An 18,369-nucleotide genomic window follows, 5' to 3' on the forward strand; every position below is an offset into this window, starting at 1 on the left:
TACATTTGTAGGGGGCTTTTTCATATTTGTCTGAGGGCTTGCATATAGTGAAAAAGCGTAGATAAAGGAGGCAGAAACCTTGAGTGAAGCAGTATTTAAAGAAATTGCAGAGCGCACAAATGGCGATGTTTATATTGGTGTTGTCGGTCCAGTACGGGTAGGTAAATCTACATTTGTAAAAAAGGTTATGGAAGCAGTTGTGTTACCAAATATTGTGGATGAAACAGAACGAATGCGAGCACAAGATGAATTGCCGCAAAGCTCACCGGGGCCAGTCATTATGACTGCTGAGCCGAAGTTTGTGCCTGCCCAAGCAACACGTATTGCGGTCGGTGAAGATGAAATGACATTCCAAATTCGTTTAGCAGATTGCGTTGGCTATATTATTGATGGGACAAAGGGATATGAGGACGAAAATGGACCAAAATATGTGCATACACCTTGGCACACAGAGCCCATTCCTTTCCAAGAAGCGGCAAAAATAGGGACAGATAAAGTAATTCGAGACCATGCCAATATCGGAATTGTTGTGACAACGGATGGTACAGTGAATGGTATTAGCCGTCGTGCAGCAGAGAAGGCAGAAGAAGAGATTGTAGAACAGCTTACTGAAATTGGAAAACCCTTTGTTATTGTGTTAAATTGTCAAATGCCAGCAAGAGAGGAGACGGTTCAGCTCAGAAATGAATTATTTGAGCGTTACAATGTCCCTGTCATTGCAATTTCAATTGATCAAATGCGCGCAACGGATGTTCAATATATCCTACAAGAAGCGTTATTTGAATTCCCAATCCGTACAATTGAGGTGGAAAAGCCGGATTGGTTAGATGTTTTAGATGCATCACATCCATTGAATGTGGCACTTATTGATTCGATGGAAGAAGTATTATCTTCAGTTATGCGAATTCGGGATGTACAGCAGGCGTCAGATGCCTTTAAAGCCATCGATTATATTGACCAAAGTGAAGTGGTACATGTAGACTCTGGGGCTGGAACCGCAGTTATACGAGTATCATTACAAGGAGAGCTATATAAATCAGTGTGTAATGAATGGCTAGAAGAACCAATTGAAACAAAGAAAGATTGGCTACTCTTTATTAAAGAAGCAGCTGAGGCAAAGGAAGCACAAAAACGTTTTAAATCAGCTATTAACGATGCTGATTCTACTGGCTATGGTGTGACACTGCCGATGATGCAGGAATTTGAGCCAACAGCACCTGAGCTCATTAAACAAAATAATTTCTTTGGAGTCCGTATGAAAGCAAAGGCACCATCTTATCATATTATTCGAGTAGACATGGAATCTGAATTTGCTCCGTTAATTGGCTCTGAGTTCCATAGTCAACAGTTACTTAAGGATTTAAATCATGCTTATTTACATGATCGTGAGGCATTATGGAATACACAGCTTTTCGGAACACCATTGCATGAAGTGTTAAAAGAAGGAATTCGCTATAAAATGGATGCTGTTCCATCTACAGCCAAAAAACGTATGCGTCAAACAATTGAACGAATGGTAAACGAGGGTGACAGAGGATTAGTTACGTTTATTTTGTAGGAACAAAAAGAAAAATAAAGAGCAAAAAATTAGTACAGGGCTTTTCGTTTTTATGCGAAAAGTCCTGTTATTTTTGTTTTTTGGGTGAAAAACTGACTTTTTGGTTATAATCATGAATGAATACAGTTGCGTCGCGGTTTTCTATGTGTTACTCTTTTTACAGAATTGGTTCATGACCCTTTGAGAGGAGGTGAATGGTGTGAATAAAACAGAATTAGTAAACTCTGTTGCTGAAGCTGCAGGTCTTTCTAAAAAAGACGCTTCTAAAGCAGTTGAAGCTGTATTTGATACAATTCAAGATGCTCTTGCAAAGGGTGACAAAGTACAATTAATTGGTTTTGGTAACTTTGAAGTACGTGAACGTGCGGCTCGTAAAGGTCGTAACCCACAAACTGGTAAAGAAATCGAAATCGCTGCTAGCAAGGTACCTGCTTTCAAACCAGGTAAACAGCTCAAAGACGCTGTAAAATAATACACGTCTAGTAGTTACATAGAGCAGTCTTCATGTAATCGAACATGGAGGCTGCTCTTTTTAACTCTTATTGAGGGCTTACAATATTTATGCAAGATAATTATTATACATAGTGGAATTGAAAAGGGATGTTTTATTGTTAATGAAGCATTCTAATATAGTATATGCATAATTCGAAAATATGCTCTTTTTTGGAAATTCAGAATGGCTTCATTTGCTCGTAAAGCATTAAAATTTTTTCAATCAAGTAAGTCGTTTTGCGCTAACCTTTTGGATATGCTACGATGCATAGGGAAATGTGTAATGTTTTGATATGCAGGAGGTTTTTTACGAATGTCAAATGTTGATTTATTGAAAATAGAAGAAGCAGTAAAAATGATACTAGAAGCTGTAGGAGAAGATGTAAATCGTGAAGGTTTACTAGACACACCAAAACGAGTTGCTAAAATGTATGCTGAAATGTTTAGTGGCTTACATGAGGATGCAAGAGATTATTTTAAAACAGTTTTCCACGAAGATCATGAGGAATTAGTGCTTGTGAAGGATATTCCATTTTATTCAATGTGTGAGCATCACTTGGTTCCTTTTTACGGAAAAGCTCATGTGGCATACATACCTAACGATGGAATAGTTGCTGGCTTAAGTAAATTAGGGCGTGCAGTAGAAACAATTGCCCGTCGCCCACAATTACAGGAGCGTATTACCTCCTCTGTAGCTGATACGATTATGGAAATGCTTTCTCCTAAAGGAGTTTATGTAGTGATTGAAGCGGAACATATGTGTATGACGATGCGTGGATTAAAGAAGCCTGGCTCGAAAACGGTGACATCGGTTGCACGTGGCATTTATGAGGAAGATGAAGTAAAACGAAGAGAAGTATTATCATTTATTCAAATGTCTTAAATTGCATGTCTAATTATGTTATGATGGACTAAGAATTTGTCGGATTTAAGGAGTGTACAAATAATGTCACAAGATTATATTGTTATTCAAGCAGAGGAAGATGGCGTGCATGTAATCGGTTTAACACGTGGGACAGATACAAAATTCCACCATTCTGAAAAATTAGATGCGGGCGAAGTGATGATTGCTCAATTCACTGAACATACATCTGCTATGAAAATTCGTGGAAAAGCACAAATTCATACAGCTCATGGTGTAATTCATAGTGAGGCTAAAAAATAAAAGCTGTAATGTCCATTACAATGGTACATAAACTTGCTTAGATGTGTAAAACTTAGTATTGTTTTAATTCGATTTTAAAGGCAGTTGGATTTCAGCCATTTTGATGGTGAAAAATCTACTGCCTATCATGTTGATAGAAGCGAAATTTTTTTATGACAAATCGTCACGTATGCTATAATAATTCAGTAAGCAAACGTTAGGAGATAAAAGCAACTAACGTATTTGAAAGTGAAATGGAGTAAGGTCTATGAATGCAACATACATTCAAAATTCAATTGCACAGTTAAAAAAAGAGATTTTCATGGATGTTCGTCATAGAACTTTGCAAAAATACACAGGGACACCTGTGATTGATGAAAATCAATTGTTTTACTTGTTAGTTCCTTTTTTGAATGGTGAGGAGTGGCAACAAGAGCAAAGAGAAGCTGCAATTACAGTTGGTATTGTGTACGCAGCTCTTTCAGCGCACGATCATATAAAAGAATTAGACGCCACATCTAAAGAGCAACAGCTAACCGTTTTAGCTGGAGACTTTTATAGTGGGCGCTATTATGAGATTTTAGCGATGTCTGGAAATGTTGCTTTGATTCGAAAATTGTCACAAGGCATTGTGGCACGCTGTGAACACCAAATAAAGGTGTATGAGGCGACAAAAAGATCGATTGAGCAGTGGATTGCCTCAATGAGCACTATAGAATCAGGGTTAATCGCCAAATTTTTTGAGCTTTATTCATTCGAAAAGTATATTCCAATAGTGGAAAAAAGCTTAATTATTTTACGTTTAGAAAGAGAATGGGTGGCTTATCATCGTGGACAAGTGTCTTTAATGAGCAAGGCGCTTGAAGAGAGTGCAAGGTACGATGGCACAACCTATTACAGTGTCATCCAGGATAAAATTGTGCAATTAAAAAAAGAGCTATTACAGGAGATTACTGAGGCATCGTTTTTACAAGGTGATGTGAAACAAGCTCTACAAGCACGTGTAGAGGCATCTATTGCTTCTACTAATGGATAAGAGAGGTTTTTCAAAATGGCTAAAACGAAAGAAGAGCACGTTCACGAAGTATTTGAAAGTATTTCGGAAAACTACGACAAAATGAATGGCGTTATTAGTTTTCAGATGCATGTTGGTTGGCGTAATGATACGATGAAGCACATGGCTGTAAAACCTGGATCAAAGGCATTGGATGTTTGTTGTGGGACAGCAGATTGGACGATTGCCTTGGCACATGCAGTGGGTGAAAATGGAGAGGTAAAGGGGCTTGATTTTAGCCAAAACATGCTGAAGGTTGGGGAGCAGAAGGTAAAGCCGTATCCTCAAATTGAGCTTATTCATGGAAATGCCATGGAATTACCTTTTCCCGACAATACATTTGATTATGTAACGATTGGTTTTGGTCTTCGTAATGTTCCAGATTATTTACAAGTGCTAAAAGAAATGAATCGTGTTGTAAAACCAGGAGGAATGGTTGTTTGTTTAGAAACATCACAATCAGAAATTCCGGGCTATCGACAATTATTCCGTTTTTATTTTAAATATATAATGCCGATATTTGGTAAAATATTTGCGAAAAGCTATAAAGAATATTCTTGGCTTCAGGAATCTGCAAATGATTTCCCAGGTATGAAAAAGTTAGCGGCAATGTTTCAGCAAGCAGGTTTAGAAAAAGTAACGTACAAAGCATACAGTGGCGGTGCTGCGGCAATGCATATGGGCTTTAAAAAGATACGTTAATGGGGGAAGGTTTTCACGCGTGGAAAAGATGAAGTTAAAACTACTCTATTCCGATTTGAAATCAGATATCGATATCATTGAACAAGAACTAGAAAAAGCAGTAAACTCTTCTTCCTATTTGATCAATGATGCTTCTCTCCATTTATTACAAGCTGGTGGCAAACGGATACGGCCTATTTTTGTGTTATTAGGTGCAAAATTTGGCGAATATGATATTGAGAAGATGAAGGATGTAGCGGTGCCTTTAGAGCTTATTCATATGGCATCACTTGTGCATGATGATGTTATTGATGATTCCGATATGCGAAGAGGACGCCCGACTGTCAAATCCCAATGGAATAATAGAGTAGCAATGTACACGGGCGATTTTATTTTTGCGCGTGCGCTAGAATATATTACAAAGCTTGAAGACCCACTTGTTCATCAAATTTTAGCACGTACCATGGTAGAGATTGTTAACGGTGAGGTCATTCAAATCGAAGATAAATTTAGATTAGATCAGGGTTTAAAGGATTATTTTAGACGAATTAAACGCAAAACTGCATTGCTGATTTCTTCAAGTTGTGAGCTCGGTGCAGTGGCATCAGGTGTTGATACCAAAACAGTAAGACATTTGAAACGCTTCGGCTATTTTGTAGGCATGAGCTTCCAAATTATAGACGATGTTTTAGATATTATGGCAACGGATAAAGAATTAGGGAAGCCAGCAGGTAGTGACTTACTACAAGGCAATATTACATTACCGATTTTATTATTAAAAGATGATCCACAGATGCAGCCTTATCTAGTAAAAGTATTTGCGGGTACATTAACCGAGACAGAACGGCAAAATATGTTACAGTATGTGCGTAAATCTCATGCAATTGAGCAAGCTAATCGTATGAGTGATAAATATTTGAAAAAAGCCTTACAAGAAATTGATGCTTTACCAAAACATCCGGTTAAGAAAAAACTACGTGATGTTGCTTTATTTATGGGGAAGCGCAAATTCTAGCTTTTTGTTGTACAAAGCCTCATTTTTTGTTAATATTTATCGGTAGGTGTAAAACCTGTTAGACGAATTTAAGGAGTGTTTTAAACATGGCAATTGAACAAACTTTTTTAATGGTTAAGCCAGATGGCGTTGAGCGTCAAGTAGTTGGAGACATCGTTGATCGTTTCGAACGTCGCGGTTTTGTAATGAAAGGTGCTAAATTAATGGTAATTCCAAAAGAATTAGCTGAAAAGCACTATGCTGAACATGCTGAGCGTCCATTCTTTGGAGAACTAGTTGATTTCATCACTTCTGGTCCAGTATTCGCTATGGTATGGGAAGGCGAGAACGTAATCAAGCTTGCTCGTACAATGATGGGTGCAACAAAACCTGAAGAATCTAACCCAGGTACAATCCGTGGTGACTACGCAACAACTGTTTCTCACAACATCATCCACGGTTCTGACTCTCTTGCTTCTGCAGAGCGCGAAATCGGCTTATTCTTCGGTGAAGATTTAGTTTAATTTCGAATAGACCAAGCGTATCGAAAATAACTACGAATTGAACTCAATAAAAAATCATCTATTTTTCCGATGTGACTTTTACCTTCTAACAAAAAATGTTAGGGGGTTTTTTGTTTGTCAAGATTATTTAATAAAGTTAACGCAAACATTGATTTAAGCTTATTGACTATTAAAACCAAAATGGTGAACATGAAATTTACAAAATTTATCAATAATTTTCAAGCTTCGAAAATATGAAGAGCACTTCCCTATAATAGTTGTTTAAAAATAAAAGCGTTTAAGACAGGAGAAGAAGTGCCCCAACTTCAGAGATAAAACCTCTTTTACAATAGTAATTGAAGTTTATATACATATATGGTTATTAATGTAGTAAACTATTTCGTAGATTACATCATTCATTTGGGGGGAATCACAATTGCAAAAAAAACTATACAATAACTAATAAAATTATTATTGGAAAGGGGATAAATCGGATGAATATACTCAAAAAAATGTCTGTCGTAGTTTTTTTACTTGTCATGCTATTTAGCATTCAACAACAAGTAGCAGAGGCAACTAATTATCGAATAGTAAAGGTTGTAAATGACTCTAGTTTACTTGTGAGGGATTCGCCAAGTGATGTGGCTAAATCTATTGGTAATCTAACTAAAGGGGAATTTGTAACAGAGTTTTCTTCCTCGAAAGATTGGTCTCATATTCAGGTAGGTGATATAAAAGGATATGTCATTTCTTCTTCTTTAAGTATTCCACAATCAACGATTAAAATTGCAAATTCTAAAAGTGGTTTAGTTGTAAAATCAAAACCATCTACTTCAGCATCGACATTAGCTACATTAAAATTTAACATGATTGTTGAAGACTTTGGCTCAGTAGAAAATGGTTGGTCATTTGTGCAATATGGTAATGTGGTCGGTTATGTAAAATCAGATTTTATTGGAAATGCTAAAACAACAACAAAATACGTTAATACACGAAGTGGCGTCATCGTCCGAAATATTGCCAGTCCATCGGGAGTTTCGGTAGGTTCATTAAGTAATGGTACACAAGTAACGGTACATGCTACATTAGTAGGCTGGTCTTATGTTACTGCTAATAATGTAAGGGGTTATGTTGAAGCAGCTTATTTAGGGACTAAAAAACCAACTGAATCAACTTCCACTTCACAAAAATCAACTTATAACACATTTTCAGAAGAAGAGCTTGAATATGCTTTATTAGAACTTGAATATAAAAAGAGGATGTACCCTACGCATGCTAACGAGTATCGTGATGCACTTGAAGAGCAGCTCAAAATTGAGAAAGAGAAACTGAACCGACTCCTACAAAAGGAAAAAGAGTTACGAAAAAAAATCGGAATATAATATGTTTAACTAACTGAAATTAAAGATAGAGCGAACAGCTCTATCTTTTTTATAGAAAATAACTGAGGGATAGAAGTCACGAACTGACGGATAGAATCATAAAAGTGCAGGATAGGTATCCAAAACTAACGGATGGAACGATCAAAATATTGGATAGTATCCTCAATTTGAATAAGAATTGTTAAAAACTTCTTCCTCATGTACAATAAATGCTATAATATTCTGATAATTAAGGTTTTTAATAGTTTAGTAATCGAGAATATATTTCATAATTTCCAAATACACTTTAGGGTGATGGATAATGTAAAGGGGTTTTTCGTGATGAGAGAAGTGGTGATTGTAGCGGCTGTTCGTACAGCAGTTGGTAGAAGAAAAGGGGCATTAAGCAATGTACGAGCGGATGATTTAGCCGCAGATATTTTACAAGAGGTGGTACAACGTGCAGGCATCGAGAAGCATCAGGTTGAGGATGTTATTTTAGGCTGTGTGACACAAACAGCTGAGCAAGGGGCTAACATTGCTCGAACAGCCTTATTAATGGCAGGCTTTCCTGAGACTGTTCCAGGTGTAACGATTGATCGACAATGTGGTTCAAGTCAGCAGGCCGTGCATTTTGCAGCACAAGCTATTTTAGCGGGTGATATGGACATCGCTATTGCTGGTGGGGTTGAGAGTATGACAAGAGTGTCAATGGGTGCTAATATGCAAAATGCTCATGAGGGTAAACGCTTACAGGATAACTATGCCATTATTCACCAAGGTTTATCAGCAGAAAAAATGGCAGAAAAATGGAGCTTTTCAAAGGAGCAGCTAAATAACTATGCCTATAATAGTCATAGGCGAGCATTAGCCGCGGTGGAGGCTGGCTATTTTACAGATGAAATATTACCGATTCAAGTTACACAAGAGGATGGCTCTGTTTCATCTTTTTCCATTGATGAGGGTCCACGAGCTGAGACATCAGTTGATAAATTAAATGGTTTGAAAACAGTTTTTCAGGAGGATGGCGTAATTACGGCTGGTAATGCGAGTCAAATGAGTGACGGTGCATCGGCAGTGGTCATTATGTCCTTAGAGAAGGCACAGGAACTTGGATTACAGCCTCTTGCTAAAATTACCACACGAGTAGTTGTTGGCTCAGATCCGACCCTTATGTTAACTGGTCCTATAGAGGCAACCAGAAGAGCATTAGAACGTTCGGGTCTAAAGATTGAAGATATTGATACGTATGAAGTGAACGAAGCTTTTGCGCCTGTGCCACTTGCTTGGCTGCATGAAATTGGAGCAGATCCTGAGAAGCTCAATCCAGATGGCGGAGCAATTGCTTTAGGTCATCCATTAGGAGCAACGGGTACAAAGCTACTAACTACGATGCTCTACCGAATGAAGCGGGAAAATTTACGCTATGGATTACTTACTATCTGTGAAGGTATGGGCATGGCAAATGCCACTATTATTGAAAAAATGTAAAAGGGGTTGTAGTGGATGAAGTGTCATGAGGTAATAGCTATTGTAACAGGGGGCGCGTCTGGATTAGGAGAAGCCACGGTCCGAAAAATCGTTGAAGAGGGTGGTAGGGCAGTTATTTTTGATGTCAATGATGAGCGAGGATATGCTCTATCAGAAGAGTTAGGGGACAATGTTGGATATACACGAGTTGATGTTACAAAAGAAGCAGATGTAATCGCAGGGCTAGAGCAAGCATTAGCCATGTTCGGTTCCATTAACGTAACTGTTAACTGTGCGGGTATTGCTGATGCAAGTAAAGTAATTTCAAAGCGTGGTGTGCATGCGCTTGCTTTATTTGAAAAGGTCATTGCTGTCAATTTAATCGGTACCTTTAATGTTATTCGTCTTGCAGCTGAGAAAATGCAGCATAATGAGCCGGATAAGGATGGCCAACGTGGCGTTATTATCAATACTGCATCGGTAGCGGCATTTGATGGGCAAATAGGACAAGCAGCCTACAGTGCATCAAAGGGCGGTGTAGCAGCGATGACATTGCCAATTGCTCGAGAACTAGCAGAGATAGGTGTACGTGTGATGACTATTGCACCAGGGTTGATTGAGACACCTATGTTTGCATCATTGCCAGAGCCAGCACGGGAGGCACTAGCAAAAATGACGCCATTTCCTAAACGTCTTGGGAAACCATCTGAATATGCACTATTGGTGGAAAGTATTATCCAAAATGGTTTATTAAATGGTGAGGTAATACGCTTAGACGGCGCTATTCGTATGCAGCCGAAGTAAGGCATATCATGAAAAAGCTAGTATTGTGCTTGTAGCAGTTGCCTTGGATGTTTCAAAAATTTTGTGAACAAAGGGGAGAGTATGGTTATGCATATGATGGATACACCTTTAGTATTAACAAGTTTTTTGAATCGAGCAGAACGATTTTTCCATGCAAAAAAAATATATTCCCGGACAAGCCCTACTACTATTCATGAGTTTACCTATAAAGACTATGTAAAAAGAACTCGTCAATTAGCTGATGCCCTTACAAAACTTGGGATGGAACGTGGTACAAAGGTGGGGACCTTTGCTTGGAACCACCATCGACATTTAGAAGCCTATTTTGCAGTTCCATGTGCAGGAGCTGTGTTGCATATGATTAATATTCGTTTAGCCCCTGAACATCTTGTCTATGTTATCAATCATGCGGAAGATGAAATATTACTCATTGACGATAACTTGGTGCCGCTTATTGCACCAATTGTCTCACAGTTGAAAACCGTGAAGCATTTTATCGTAATGGGGGATGCAGGCATACTGGAAACCATCCCCTTACCAAATGCGCTTTCCTACGAAGCATTGCTGAAAGAAGCAAATGATTGTTTTACATTTCCTGAGGACTTAGATGAAAATACACCCGCCGGCATGTGCTACACAAGTGCAACTACAGGAATGCCAAAGGGTGTCGTTTATACGCATCGCAGTATAGTTCTTCATAGTATTGCTGCTGGACTCTCTGATAGTATTGCAATTGGTGAAGCAGATGTTGTATTACCTGTTGTTCCAATGTTTCATGCAAATGCATGGGGATTCCCATTCGCTAGCGTTTTATTTGGTGCCACGCAGGTGCTACCTGGACCTATGTTTACCCCGCAGTTACTTTTGGATTTATTTGAAACATATAAGGTTACGCTCACTGCTGGTGTACCAACAATTTGGCTTGGTGTATTACAGGAGCAACGAAAAAATTCACGTGATTTATCCTCATTACGTCTAATTGTTTGTGGAGGGTCTGCATCACCTCAAGGGCTCGTTCGGGGTTTTGAGCAGGAGCTTAAAATTCCTTACATTACGGGCTATGGCATGACAGAGACATCTCCGTTAGTTAGCTTATCAACATATTTAACACATATGCAGGACTATACGTTGGATGAAAAAATGGATGTACGAATTACTCAGGGCATAACAGTGCCACTTATTGAAACACGTGTTGTTAATGAAAATGGTGAAGTGCCTTGGGACAGCAAAACAATGGGAGAACTGACAATAAGAGGTCCATGGGTTGCTGGAGAGTACTACAATGATGAACGCACATCAGAAGCCTTTAAAGATGGGTGGCTTTATACAGGGGATATTGCGGTCATGACGACTGATGGTTATATAAAAATTACAGACCGAACTAAGGATTTAATTAAAAGTGGTGGGGAATGGATTTCGTCAGTGGAGCTTGAAAATGCCTTAATGTCACATCCTAAAGTATTTGAGGCAGCAGTAATCGCAATTCCTCATGAAAAATGGATTGAACGACCTTTAGCATGTGTTGTACCGAGGCCGGAATATAAAGACACTATTACGAAGGCAGAGCTACTAACTGATTTAGAAAATCAATTCCATAAAACATGGATTCCAGATGATGTTGTATTTTTAGATGAAGTACCGAAGACCTCTGTCGGTAAATTCTTAAAAGCAAAGTTACGAGAAGACTTGAAGGATTATCGAGTAGAGGTATAATAGACTAAGACTTTGAAGGTGGTGGTCAACTACCTTCATTTTTTATGGAAATTTTTCAGCCCGAAAAAATATTCATAAATTGATGGAAGAATGAACAGAAAAAATGAAACTATTTTTTCCATTTTGCCGTATAATCATTATTAATGAAAGGATGTGGACGTATTGTCAATTGCAATTGTTGCGATAATTGGAGGAGTCATAATTTCTTTAGCCGGCATTTTTACGGACGCCCGCACAAGACAGCAAAAAATTAAACTGAAGTCTATCGATAAGGAGCTGGAGTTAGAAAAGCTCAGATTAGAGACATATACGATGGAGACAGAAAAAATGCGTCTAGAACTAGAACAGTCGAAAGTGTTATTACTAGAGGAAAAACAAAATTCAAACAAGTAACTTGGATTACAGCTGAAAGACTATTTCAGGATTGGCACTTTTCCGCTATAATGGAAATACGACGCTAGAGGGGAAGATAACCGTATGTCTGATTATGAACAATTTATAGAAGGTATCAAGCGCAAAACAGGAATAGATTTAGCGTTATATAAAGAAGCGCAAATGAAAAGACGATTAACCTCTCTCTATGAGAAAAAAGGATATCGTAATTTTGTAGACTTTCTAAGGGCACTTGAACAAGATCGTGATTTAATGAATGAGTTTTTAGATCGCATGACGATCAATGTTTCTGAATTTTATAGAAATGGTAAACGCTGGGAAGTGTTGCAGAAGAAAATATTTCCAAAATTATTGCAATCTAATAAGCGTTTGAAAATTTGGAGTGCTGCTTGTTCAACAGGTGAAGAACCGTATTCACTTGTGATGGTATTATCCCAATTAGTACCCTTATCTCAAATCCAAATTATTGCCACAGATTTAGATGAGAATGTCATTCAAAAGGCAAAGTTAGGTGTATATCCAGAGCGTTCTTTAGCAGAGGTGCCAAACGATATTAAAGCCAAGTATTTTGAACAAGAAGGCTCCTTCTTTAGAGTCAAGGATGAAATTAAACGTTGTGTGACTTTTAAAAAGCATAACCTTCTGAATGATTCCTACGACTCAAATTATGATTTAATTGTGTGTCGCAATGTGATGATTTACTTTACAGAAGATGCTAAGGATCAGATTTATGGGAATTTTAGTAAAGCATTGCGGAAGGATGGAGTATTGTTTGTTGGTTCAACAGAGCAAATCTTTAATCCATCACGCTATGAATTTGATGTAGAGGATACATTCTTCTATAGACGAAAATAATTAATAATATGAGAAAAGCACTGGTACAATAGACAACATGAATGTCATGTACATATTTGAAGGCATAGATATAGATAAATCGTACGCTTTTCGCTTGTCATAAGCAAAGGGCGTATTTTTTATTTTAATAGATGAGCGAATGAAAAATCACAAGAATAGCTTCGAGAATAATTATTATATAGATGAAGTTTAATTGTGATGTATGTTAATCGTTCAGAATATTCGCATTTAAAATAGTATTTTTCGGTCTGGGTATAATTGATTTACATTCAAATGTTGATAGGATAATTTGAAATTTGTAAACAATGAACGAGAGACCGAAAGACATTTGCAAAAGGACTGTTTTTTTAGAGAATATATGTTATAGTGAAAAATACATACTTTAGCGAGTTGAAGGGAGAAAGCGTTTATGCGTTACTTAACAGCGGGAGAGTCACACGGCCCCCAATTAACAACAATTATTGAGGGATTACCATCACTCTTGCCCATTACAGCAGAAAAAATTAACCATGATTTAAAGCGTCGCCAAGGAGGACATGGTCGCGGTCGACGTATGCAAATTGAAACAGATACAGTGGAAATAGTTGCTGGTGTTCGTCACGGACAAACACTTGGTTCTCCCGTAGCACTCGTAGTCACAAATGATGACTGGAAGCATTGGACTAAAATTATGGGAGCAGAGCCATTAGCAGAAGATGTGAACCCGGAAGACATCAAACGTCAAATTTCACGCCCACGCCCAGGACATGCTGACTTAGTAGGAGGCATGAAATATGGACATCGTGATTTAAGGAATGTGCTAGAACGTTCCTCTGCACGTGAGACAACTGTTCGTGTAGCTGTAGGTTCAGTGGCTAAAGCTTTATTAAATGAATTAGGCATCTCTATTGTGTCTCATGTAACGGAAATTATTGGTATTAAGGCAGATACTTCATTAGTAGAGGGGAAATCTGCTGATGAAATTCGTGCAATTGTTGAAGCAGACCCATGCTACTGTGTAGATCCGAAGGCTTCTGCCAAAATGGTAGAGGCGATTGATGAAGCGAAAAAAGCTGGTGATTCAATTGGTGGTATTGTAGAGGTCATCGTTGAAGGAATGCCAGCAGGTGTTGGATCCTATGTGCATTATGATCGTAAGCTTGATGCCAAGTTAGCAGCCGCAATGCTGTCTATTAATGCATTTAAAGGCGTTGAATTTGGAATTGGCTTTGAAATGGCACGTCGCAAAGGTTCTGAAGTACATGATGAGATTATTTGGTCTGAAGAACAAGGCTATAGTCGTGCTACGAATCGCCTTGGTGGCTTAGAAGGCGGCATGTCTACTGGCATGCCAATTGTAGTACGTGGTGTTATGAAGCCAATTCCTACATTATATAAACCTTTGCAAAGCGTTGATATTGAAACAAAAGAGCCGTTTAAAGCAAGTGTAGAGCGCTCAGATAGCTGTGCAGTACCAGCAGCATCGGTTGTAGCAGAGCACGTTATTGCCTGGGAAATTGCCAATGCAATTTTGGAGCAATTCCATGGTGATCAATTACCACAACTAAAAGCTCAAATCGAAGAACAACGTCGTTATACAAAGGGGTTCTGATGTATGCGAGTACCAGTAGCAACGAAATCACATCAATATGAGGTTGTTCTTGGCCATAATTTTTTAGCGAATGCAGTAAAATCATTTGAGGATAAGCTTCAAAAAGCTGATAAACTCATTGTTTTTACAGATGTCAATGTATGGGCAGCTCAAGGAGATTATTTCAAGGCAAATTTTCCATATGAGTTTGAGGTATTTATCTTACCAAGTGGTGAGGCATGCAAAACCTTTGAACAATACAATGCAGCACAGACGTTTTTATTACAAAAAAAATGCTCTCGCAAATCCTTTGTTTTTGCATTTGGTGGAGGTGCAGTGGGAGATTTAACTGGCTTTGTTGCTGCTACATTTATGCGTGGAGTACCATTTATTCAAATTCCAACAACGATTTTGGCACATGACTCAGCAGTAGGTGGTAAAACAGCTATCAATCATCCTCTAGGAAAGAATATGATTGGTGCATTTTATCAACCTGAGGGAGTTATTTACGATACTGTATTTATTGAGAGTTTACCTGAACGTGAGGTACGTTCGGGGACTGCAGAAGTGATAAAGCATGCCATGATTTCGAATGCAGCATGGTTAGAGGAGTTAATGGCAGCAGATACCGTCATTCATTTTAGTACAGAAGAATTAGCAATACAGCTACGAAAGGGTATTGAAGTGAAGGCGCAAATTGTTGCAGAAGATGAAACAGAACAATCTGTACGAAAGTTTTTAAACTTAGGTCATACGTATGGACATGCCATTGAAGCAGCAGCGGGTTATGGGAAAGTTGCGCATGGTGAAGCAGTTATGATTGGGCTTGTCTATTGCTTATTATTAAGTGAGCGATATGGTGAGCTGGATCGTCAATTTACGAAATCATTTTTACATTTTGCAGTGAAGAATGGCTATCCATTTGAAGCTGTCAATAATTATACTTTTGAACAATTAACAGAGTATTTAATGAAAGATAAAAAAGCAGAGTATGGAATATTGCAATTTGTTTTATTGGATAAAATTGGTAAACCATTTATACAGCCGATTGATCTAGTAGAGTGCAAAGAGGTAGATGCAGAATTTCGACAGCTATTAGCGGAGGTGCTTGTATGATTCGTGGACTTAGAGGAGCAATTACAATTGAATCTGACAAGCCGGAGCTTGTATGGGATGAGACAGCAAGATTAGTGCGAGAGGTAGTAGCAGCAAATCATGTAGAGGTGGATGATATCGCTTCAATTCTTATTTCCACAACACCTGATATTACGTCTGCATTTCCAGCTCGTGCTGTACGATTAATGGATGGGTGGCAATATGTCCCTGTTATGTGCACACATGAAATGGATGTACCAAATGCATTACCATTATGTATTCGTGTATTAATTCATGCAGAGGTAGAAGTAGCACAAAAAGATGTGAAGCACCTGTATCTGAATGATGCAGTGAAATTAAGACCAGATTTAACCCAAGCTAAATAAGTAGAGGAGATGTTTGAGATGAAATGGAAACAACAATTGGACGGTATGCAAGCATATAAGCCAGGGAAACCAATTGAAGAAGTACAACGGGAATATGGCTTAAAGGAAGTCATTAAATTAGCATCGAATGAAAATCCGTTTGGATGCTCACCTAAGGTGACAGCTTATTTACAAAATAATGCAGTGAATCATGCACTCTATCCAGATGGCTATGCACAAAATTTACGTACGGCTGTTGCGAATTTTCTAGGTGTGAAAGAAACACAGCTTCTTTTTGGTAACGGCTCTGACGATATCATTGCTATTATTACACGTGCTTTGTTGTATCCAGGGGTAAATTCAGTTATGGCTGACCCATCCTTCTCTCAATACTGGCATAATGCTGAAATAGAAGGTGCAGAAGTACGAAAAATTCCATGTATGGAAGGTGCACATGATTTAGATGCAATGGCAGCGGCAATTGATGAGCAAACATCGATTGTTTGGGTGTGTAGTCCAAATAATCCAACAGGTGTTGTTATTCCGGATACAGACTTACGTGCTTTTCTTGCAAAGGTACCAAATGATGTCCTTGTCGTATTAGATGAAGCTTATATCGAATATGTGACACATCCTGGACACAAAGATACGCTACCATTAATTAATGAGTATCCAAATGTACTATTATTGCGCACATTCTCAAAAGCATATGGTCTAGCTTCATTTCGGGTTGGCTATGCGATTGGACAACCAGATGTCATTGCTAAGCTTGACCCGGTAAGAGCGCCATTTAACAATACTATTTTAAGCCAAGCGGTGGCGGCAATCGCTTTAAGTGATCAAGACTATATCCAGGCATGCCGTGATGCAAATGAAAAAGGTAAAAAACAATATATTGATTTCTGTGAAAAACATAATTTAAAATACTTCCCTACTGATACAAACTTTATTTTCTTTAATATCAATGCTGATAGTGATGTTGTATTCCAAGAGCTAATGAAACGAGGCTTTATTGTCCGAAGTGGAAAGGCTTTAGGCTTACCTGGATTTATCCGTGTAACAATTGGAACAGAGTCTCAAAATGAAGCGTTACTCAATCACCTTGAGAGTGTACTTAAAGAGCAAGGGGTTTTTGCATGACACGCAAAGTACTCGTTATTGGGCTTGGCCTAATTGGAGGCTCAATTGCTTTGGCATTACAGAAGGCACCGGAAACAAAAATTATTGGCTATGATATGGATGCTAAAACACGTGAGCATGCTCAAACGTTAAATATCGTTCATGATATTGTAGTAGATCCCAAATCAGTAGCTGCCGACATAGATGTCATTATTTTTGGCACACCCGTTAATGCAACGCTAGAGTGGATGGAACAATTAAAAACATGGCCATTAAAGAAAAAAGTTATTGTAACAGATACAGGAAGTACAAAAAAAATGATTATGCAAAAGGCTGGGGAATTACGGGAGCTAGGCATTACCTTTATTGGAGGTCATCCGATGGCAGGCTCTCATAAAAGTGGCGTATTAGCTGCGAAAGCTCATCTTTTTGAAAATGCTTATTATATGCTTACACCGCTAGCTGGTGAAGAAATTATCAATATGGCACAACTTGAAAGTTTATTAAAATTCACACATGCAAAAGTAGTCAGTGTTTCAGCGCGTGAGCATGATCATATGACAGCTGTTGTTAGTCACTTTCCACATGTAGTAGCTGCTTCTCTTGTGCATCAATTAGGCGGTGAAAATGGGGAATATCCGATGACACGTTCACTTGCAGCAGGGGGCTTCCGTGATGTAACACGTATTGCCTCATCCAATCCGATTTTATGGCGAGATATTACATTACAAAACCGTGATGAACTCATTGCACAGCTAGAGGGCTGGGAAAAGGAAATGGGGCGTGTGAAGGAGCTCCTCTTACACGGAAGTTCGAAGGATATTGAAAGCTATTTTGCAGTAGCGAAAGAGCTTAGAGACGAATTACCGATAAGTGCAGGCGCAATGTTTACATCATTTGACTTATATGTTGATGTTCCTGACTATCCAGGAGTCATTTCTGAAGTCACAGGCCTGCTTGCAGAGGAAGCGATTAGTATTACGAATTTACGTATCGTAGAGTCACGGGAGGATGTTTTCGGGATTCTTGTGATAAGTTTACAAAATGAAAGTGACCGGGAACGTGCTGCAGCATGCATCCAAAAACGTGCAAAATTTGAAACATATATTTCATAGGCGTTTCTTAGTAAGGGAAATGCATGTTTACAAGAAAGCGTCGAATTACGGCGCTTTCTATCTTCATATTGGAGGAAAAAACA

The 18,369-nt window shown here is 38.5% G+C and carries 19 protein-coding genes; all 19 read left to right on the plus strand.

The window, feature by feature from the left end:
• The first annotated feature begins 79 nt into the window (after window positions 1-79).
• The 19 genes from spoIVA (at window position 80) to QNH24_RS07970 (ending at window position 18,286) form a co-directional block, all read left to right on the plus strand.
• Window positions 80-1,558: a stage IV sporulation protein A gene (spoIVA, locus tag QNH24_RS07880; protein WP_283871524.1), complete on the plus strand. Its 1,479-nt coding sequence runs from the start codon at window positions 80-82 to the stop codon at window positions 1,556-1,558.
• A gap of 199 nt (window positions 1,559-1,757) precedes the next feature.
• Window positions 1,758-2,030, plus strand: coding sequence for an HU family DNA-binding protein (locus QNH24_RS07885; RefSeq protein ID WP_054770292.1), 273 nt, complete (start codon window positions 1,758-1,760; stop codon window positions 2,028-2,030).
• A gap of 333 nt (window positions 2,031-2,363) precedes the next feature.
• A complete protein-coding gene (gene folE, locus QNH24_RS07890) occupies window positions 2,364-2,933 on the plus strand; it encodes a GTP cyclohydrolase I FolE (protein WP_054770293.1) in 570 nt (189 codons plus the stop codon).
• 63 nt (window positions 2,934-2,996) lie between these two features.
• Window positions 2,997-3,215, plus strand: a complete 219-nt coding sequence (mtrB, locus tag QNH24_RS07895; protein ID WP_008180408.1) for a trp RNA-binding attenuation protein MtrB — start codon at window positions 2,997-2,999, stop codon at window positions 3,213-3,215.
• Between the two features lie 247 nt (window positions 3,216-3,462).
• The gene (locus QNH24_RS07900) at window positions 3,463-4,230 is read left to right on the plus strand and encodes a heptaprenyl diphosphate synthase component 1 (protein WP_283871525.1); all 768 of its coding nucleotides are present in this window, start codon (window positions 3,463-3,465) and stop codon (window positions 4,228-4,230) included.
• Window positions 4,231-4,245: 15 nt separating this feature from the next.
• Window positions 4,246-4,950, plus strand: coding sequence for a demethylmenaquinone methyltransferase (locus QNH24_RS07905; RefSeq protein WP_054770295.1), 705 nt, complete (start codon window positions 4,246-4,248; stop codon window positions 4,948-4,950).
• Window positions 4,951-4,969: 19 nt separating this feature from the next.
• Window positions 4,970-5,944 (plus strand): heptaprenyl diphosphate synthase component II, encoded by a 975-nt coding sequence (gene hepT / locus QNH24_RS07910; protein WP_283871526.1) that lies wholly within the window; start codon window positions 4,970-4,972, stop codon window positions 5,942-5,944.
• Window positions 5,945-6,030: 86 nt separating this feature from the next.
• Complete coding sequence (ndk, locus tag QNH24_RS07915; protein WP_016994415.1) at window positions 6,031-6,447, plus strand: nucleoside-diphosphate kinase; 417 nt, start codon at window positions 6,031-6,033, stop codon at window positions 6,445-6,447.
• A gap of 473 nt (window positions 6,448-6,920) precedes the next feature.
• Window positions 6,921-7,808, plus strand: coding sequence for an SH3 domain-containing protein (locus tag QNH24_RS07920; protein WP_283871527.1), 888 nt, complete (start codon window positions 6,921-6,923; stop codon window positions 7,806-7,808).
• Window positions 7,809-8,129: 321 nt separating this feature from the next.
• Window positions 8,130-9,278: a thiolase family protein gene (locus QNH24_RS07925; RefSeq protein ID WP_283871528.1), complete on the plus strand. Its 1,149-nt coding sequence runs from the start codon at window positions 8,130-8,132 to the stop codon at window positions 9,276-9,278.
• A gap of 15 nt (window positions 9,279-9,293) precedes the next feature.
• Window positions 9,294-10,061: a 3-hydroxyacyl-CoA dehydrogenase gene (locus QNH24_RS07930; RefSeq protein WP_283871529.1), complete on the plus strand. Its 768-nt coding sequence runs from the start codon at window positions 9,294-9,296 to the stop codon at window positions 10,059-10,061.
• An 87-nt stretch (window positions 10,062-10,148) separates the two neighbouring features.
• Entirely contained in the window at window positions 10,149-11,774 is a 1,626-nt protein-coding gene (locus QNH24_RS07935) for a long-chain fatty acid--CoA ligase (RefSeq protein ID WP_283871530.1), read from the plus strand.
• A 162-nt stretch (window positions 11,775-11,936) separates the two neighbouring features.
• Window positions 11,937-12,167: a hypothetical protein gene (locus QNH24_RS07940; RefSeq protein WP_283871531.1), complete on the plus strand. Its 231-nt coding sequence runs from the start codon at window positions 11,937-11,939 to the stop codon at window positions 12,165-12,167.
• 84 nt (window positions 12,168-12,251) lie between these two features.
• Window positions 12,252-13,022 (plus strand): CheR family methyltransferase, encoded by a 771-nt coding sequence (locus tag QNH24_RS07945; protein WP_283871532.1) that lies wholly within the window; start codon window positions 12,252-12,254, stop codon window positions 13,020-13,022.
• A 409-nt stretch (window positions 13,023-13,431) separates the two neighbouring features.
• Window positions 13,432-14,613, plus strand: a complete 1,182-nt coding sequence (gene aroC, locus QNH24_RS07950; RefSeq protein ID WP_283871533.1) for a chorismate synthase — start codon at window positions 13,432-13,434, stop codon at window positions 14,611-14,613.
• Between the two features lie 3 nt (window positions 14,614-14,616).
• A complete protein-coding gene (aroB, locus tag QNH24_RS07955; RefSeq protein WP_283871534.1) occupies window positions 14,617-15,708 on the plus strand; it encodes a 3-dehydroquinate synthase in 1,092 nt (363 codons plus the stop codon).
• Window positions 15,705-16,073 carry a chorismate mutase gene (aroH, locus tag QNH24_RS07960; protein ID WP_283871535.1) on the plus strand — a complete coding sequence of 123 codons (369 nt, stop codon included), beginning with the start codon at window positions 15,705-15,707 and terminating at the stop codon, window positions 16,071-16,073. Before aroB ends, aroH begins: the two co-directional genes overlap by 4 nt.
• 18 nt (window positions 16,074-16,091) lie before the next feature.
• Window positions 16,092-17,192: a histidinol-phosphate transaminase gene (hisC, locus tag QNH24_RS07965; RefSeq protein WP_283871536.1), complete on the plus strand. Its 1,101-nt coding sequence runs from the start codon at window positions 16,092-16,094 to the stop codon at window positions 17,190-17,192.
• Complete coding sequence (locus tag QNH24_RS07970) at window positions 17,189-18,286, plus strand: prephenate dehydrogenase (RefSeq protein WP_283871537.1); 1,098 nt, start codon at window positions 17,189-17,191, stop codon at window positions 18,284-18,286. Before hisC ends, QNH24_RS07970 begins: the two co-directional genes overlap by 4 nt.
• Window positions 18,287-18,369 lie beyond the last annotated feature (83 nt).

The organism is Lysinibacillus pakistanensis, from assembly GCF_030123245.1.
GTDB lineage: Bacteria > Bacillota > Bacilli > Bacillales_A > Planococcaceae > Lysinibacillus > Lysinibacillus pakistanensis.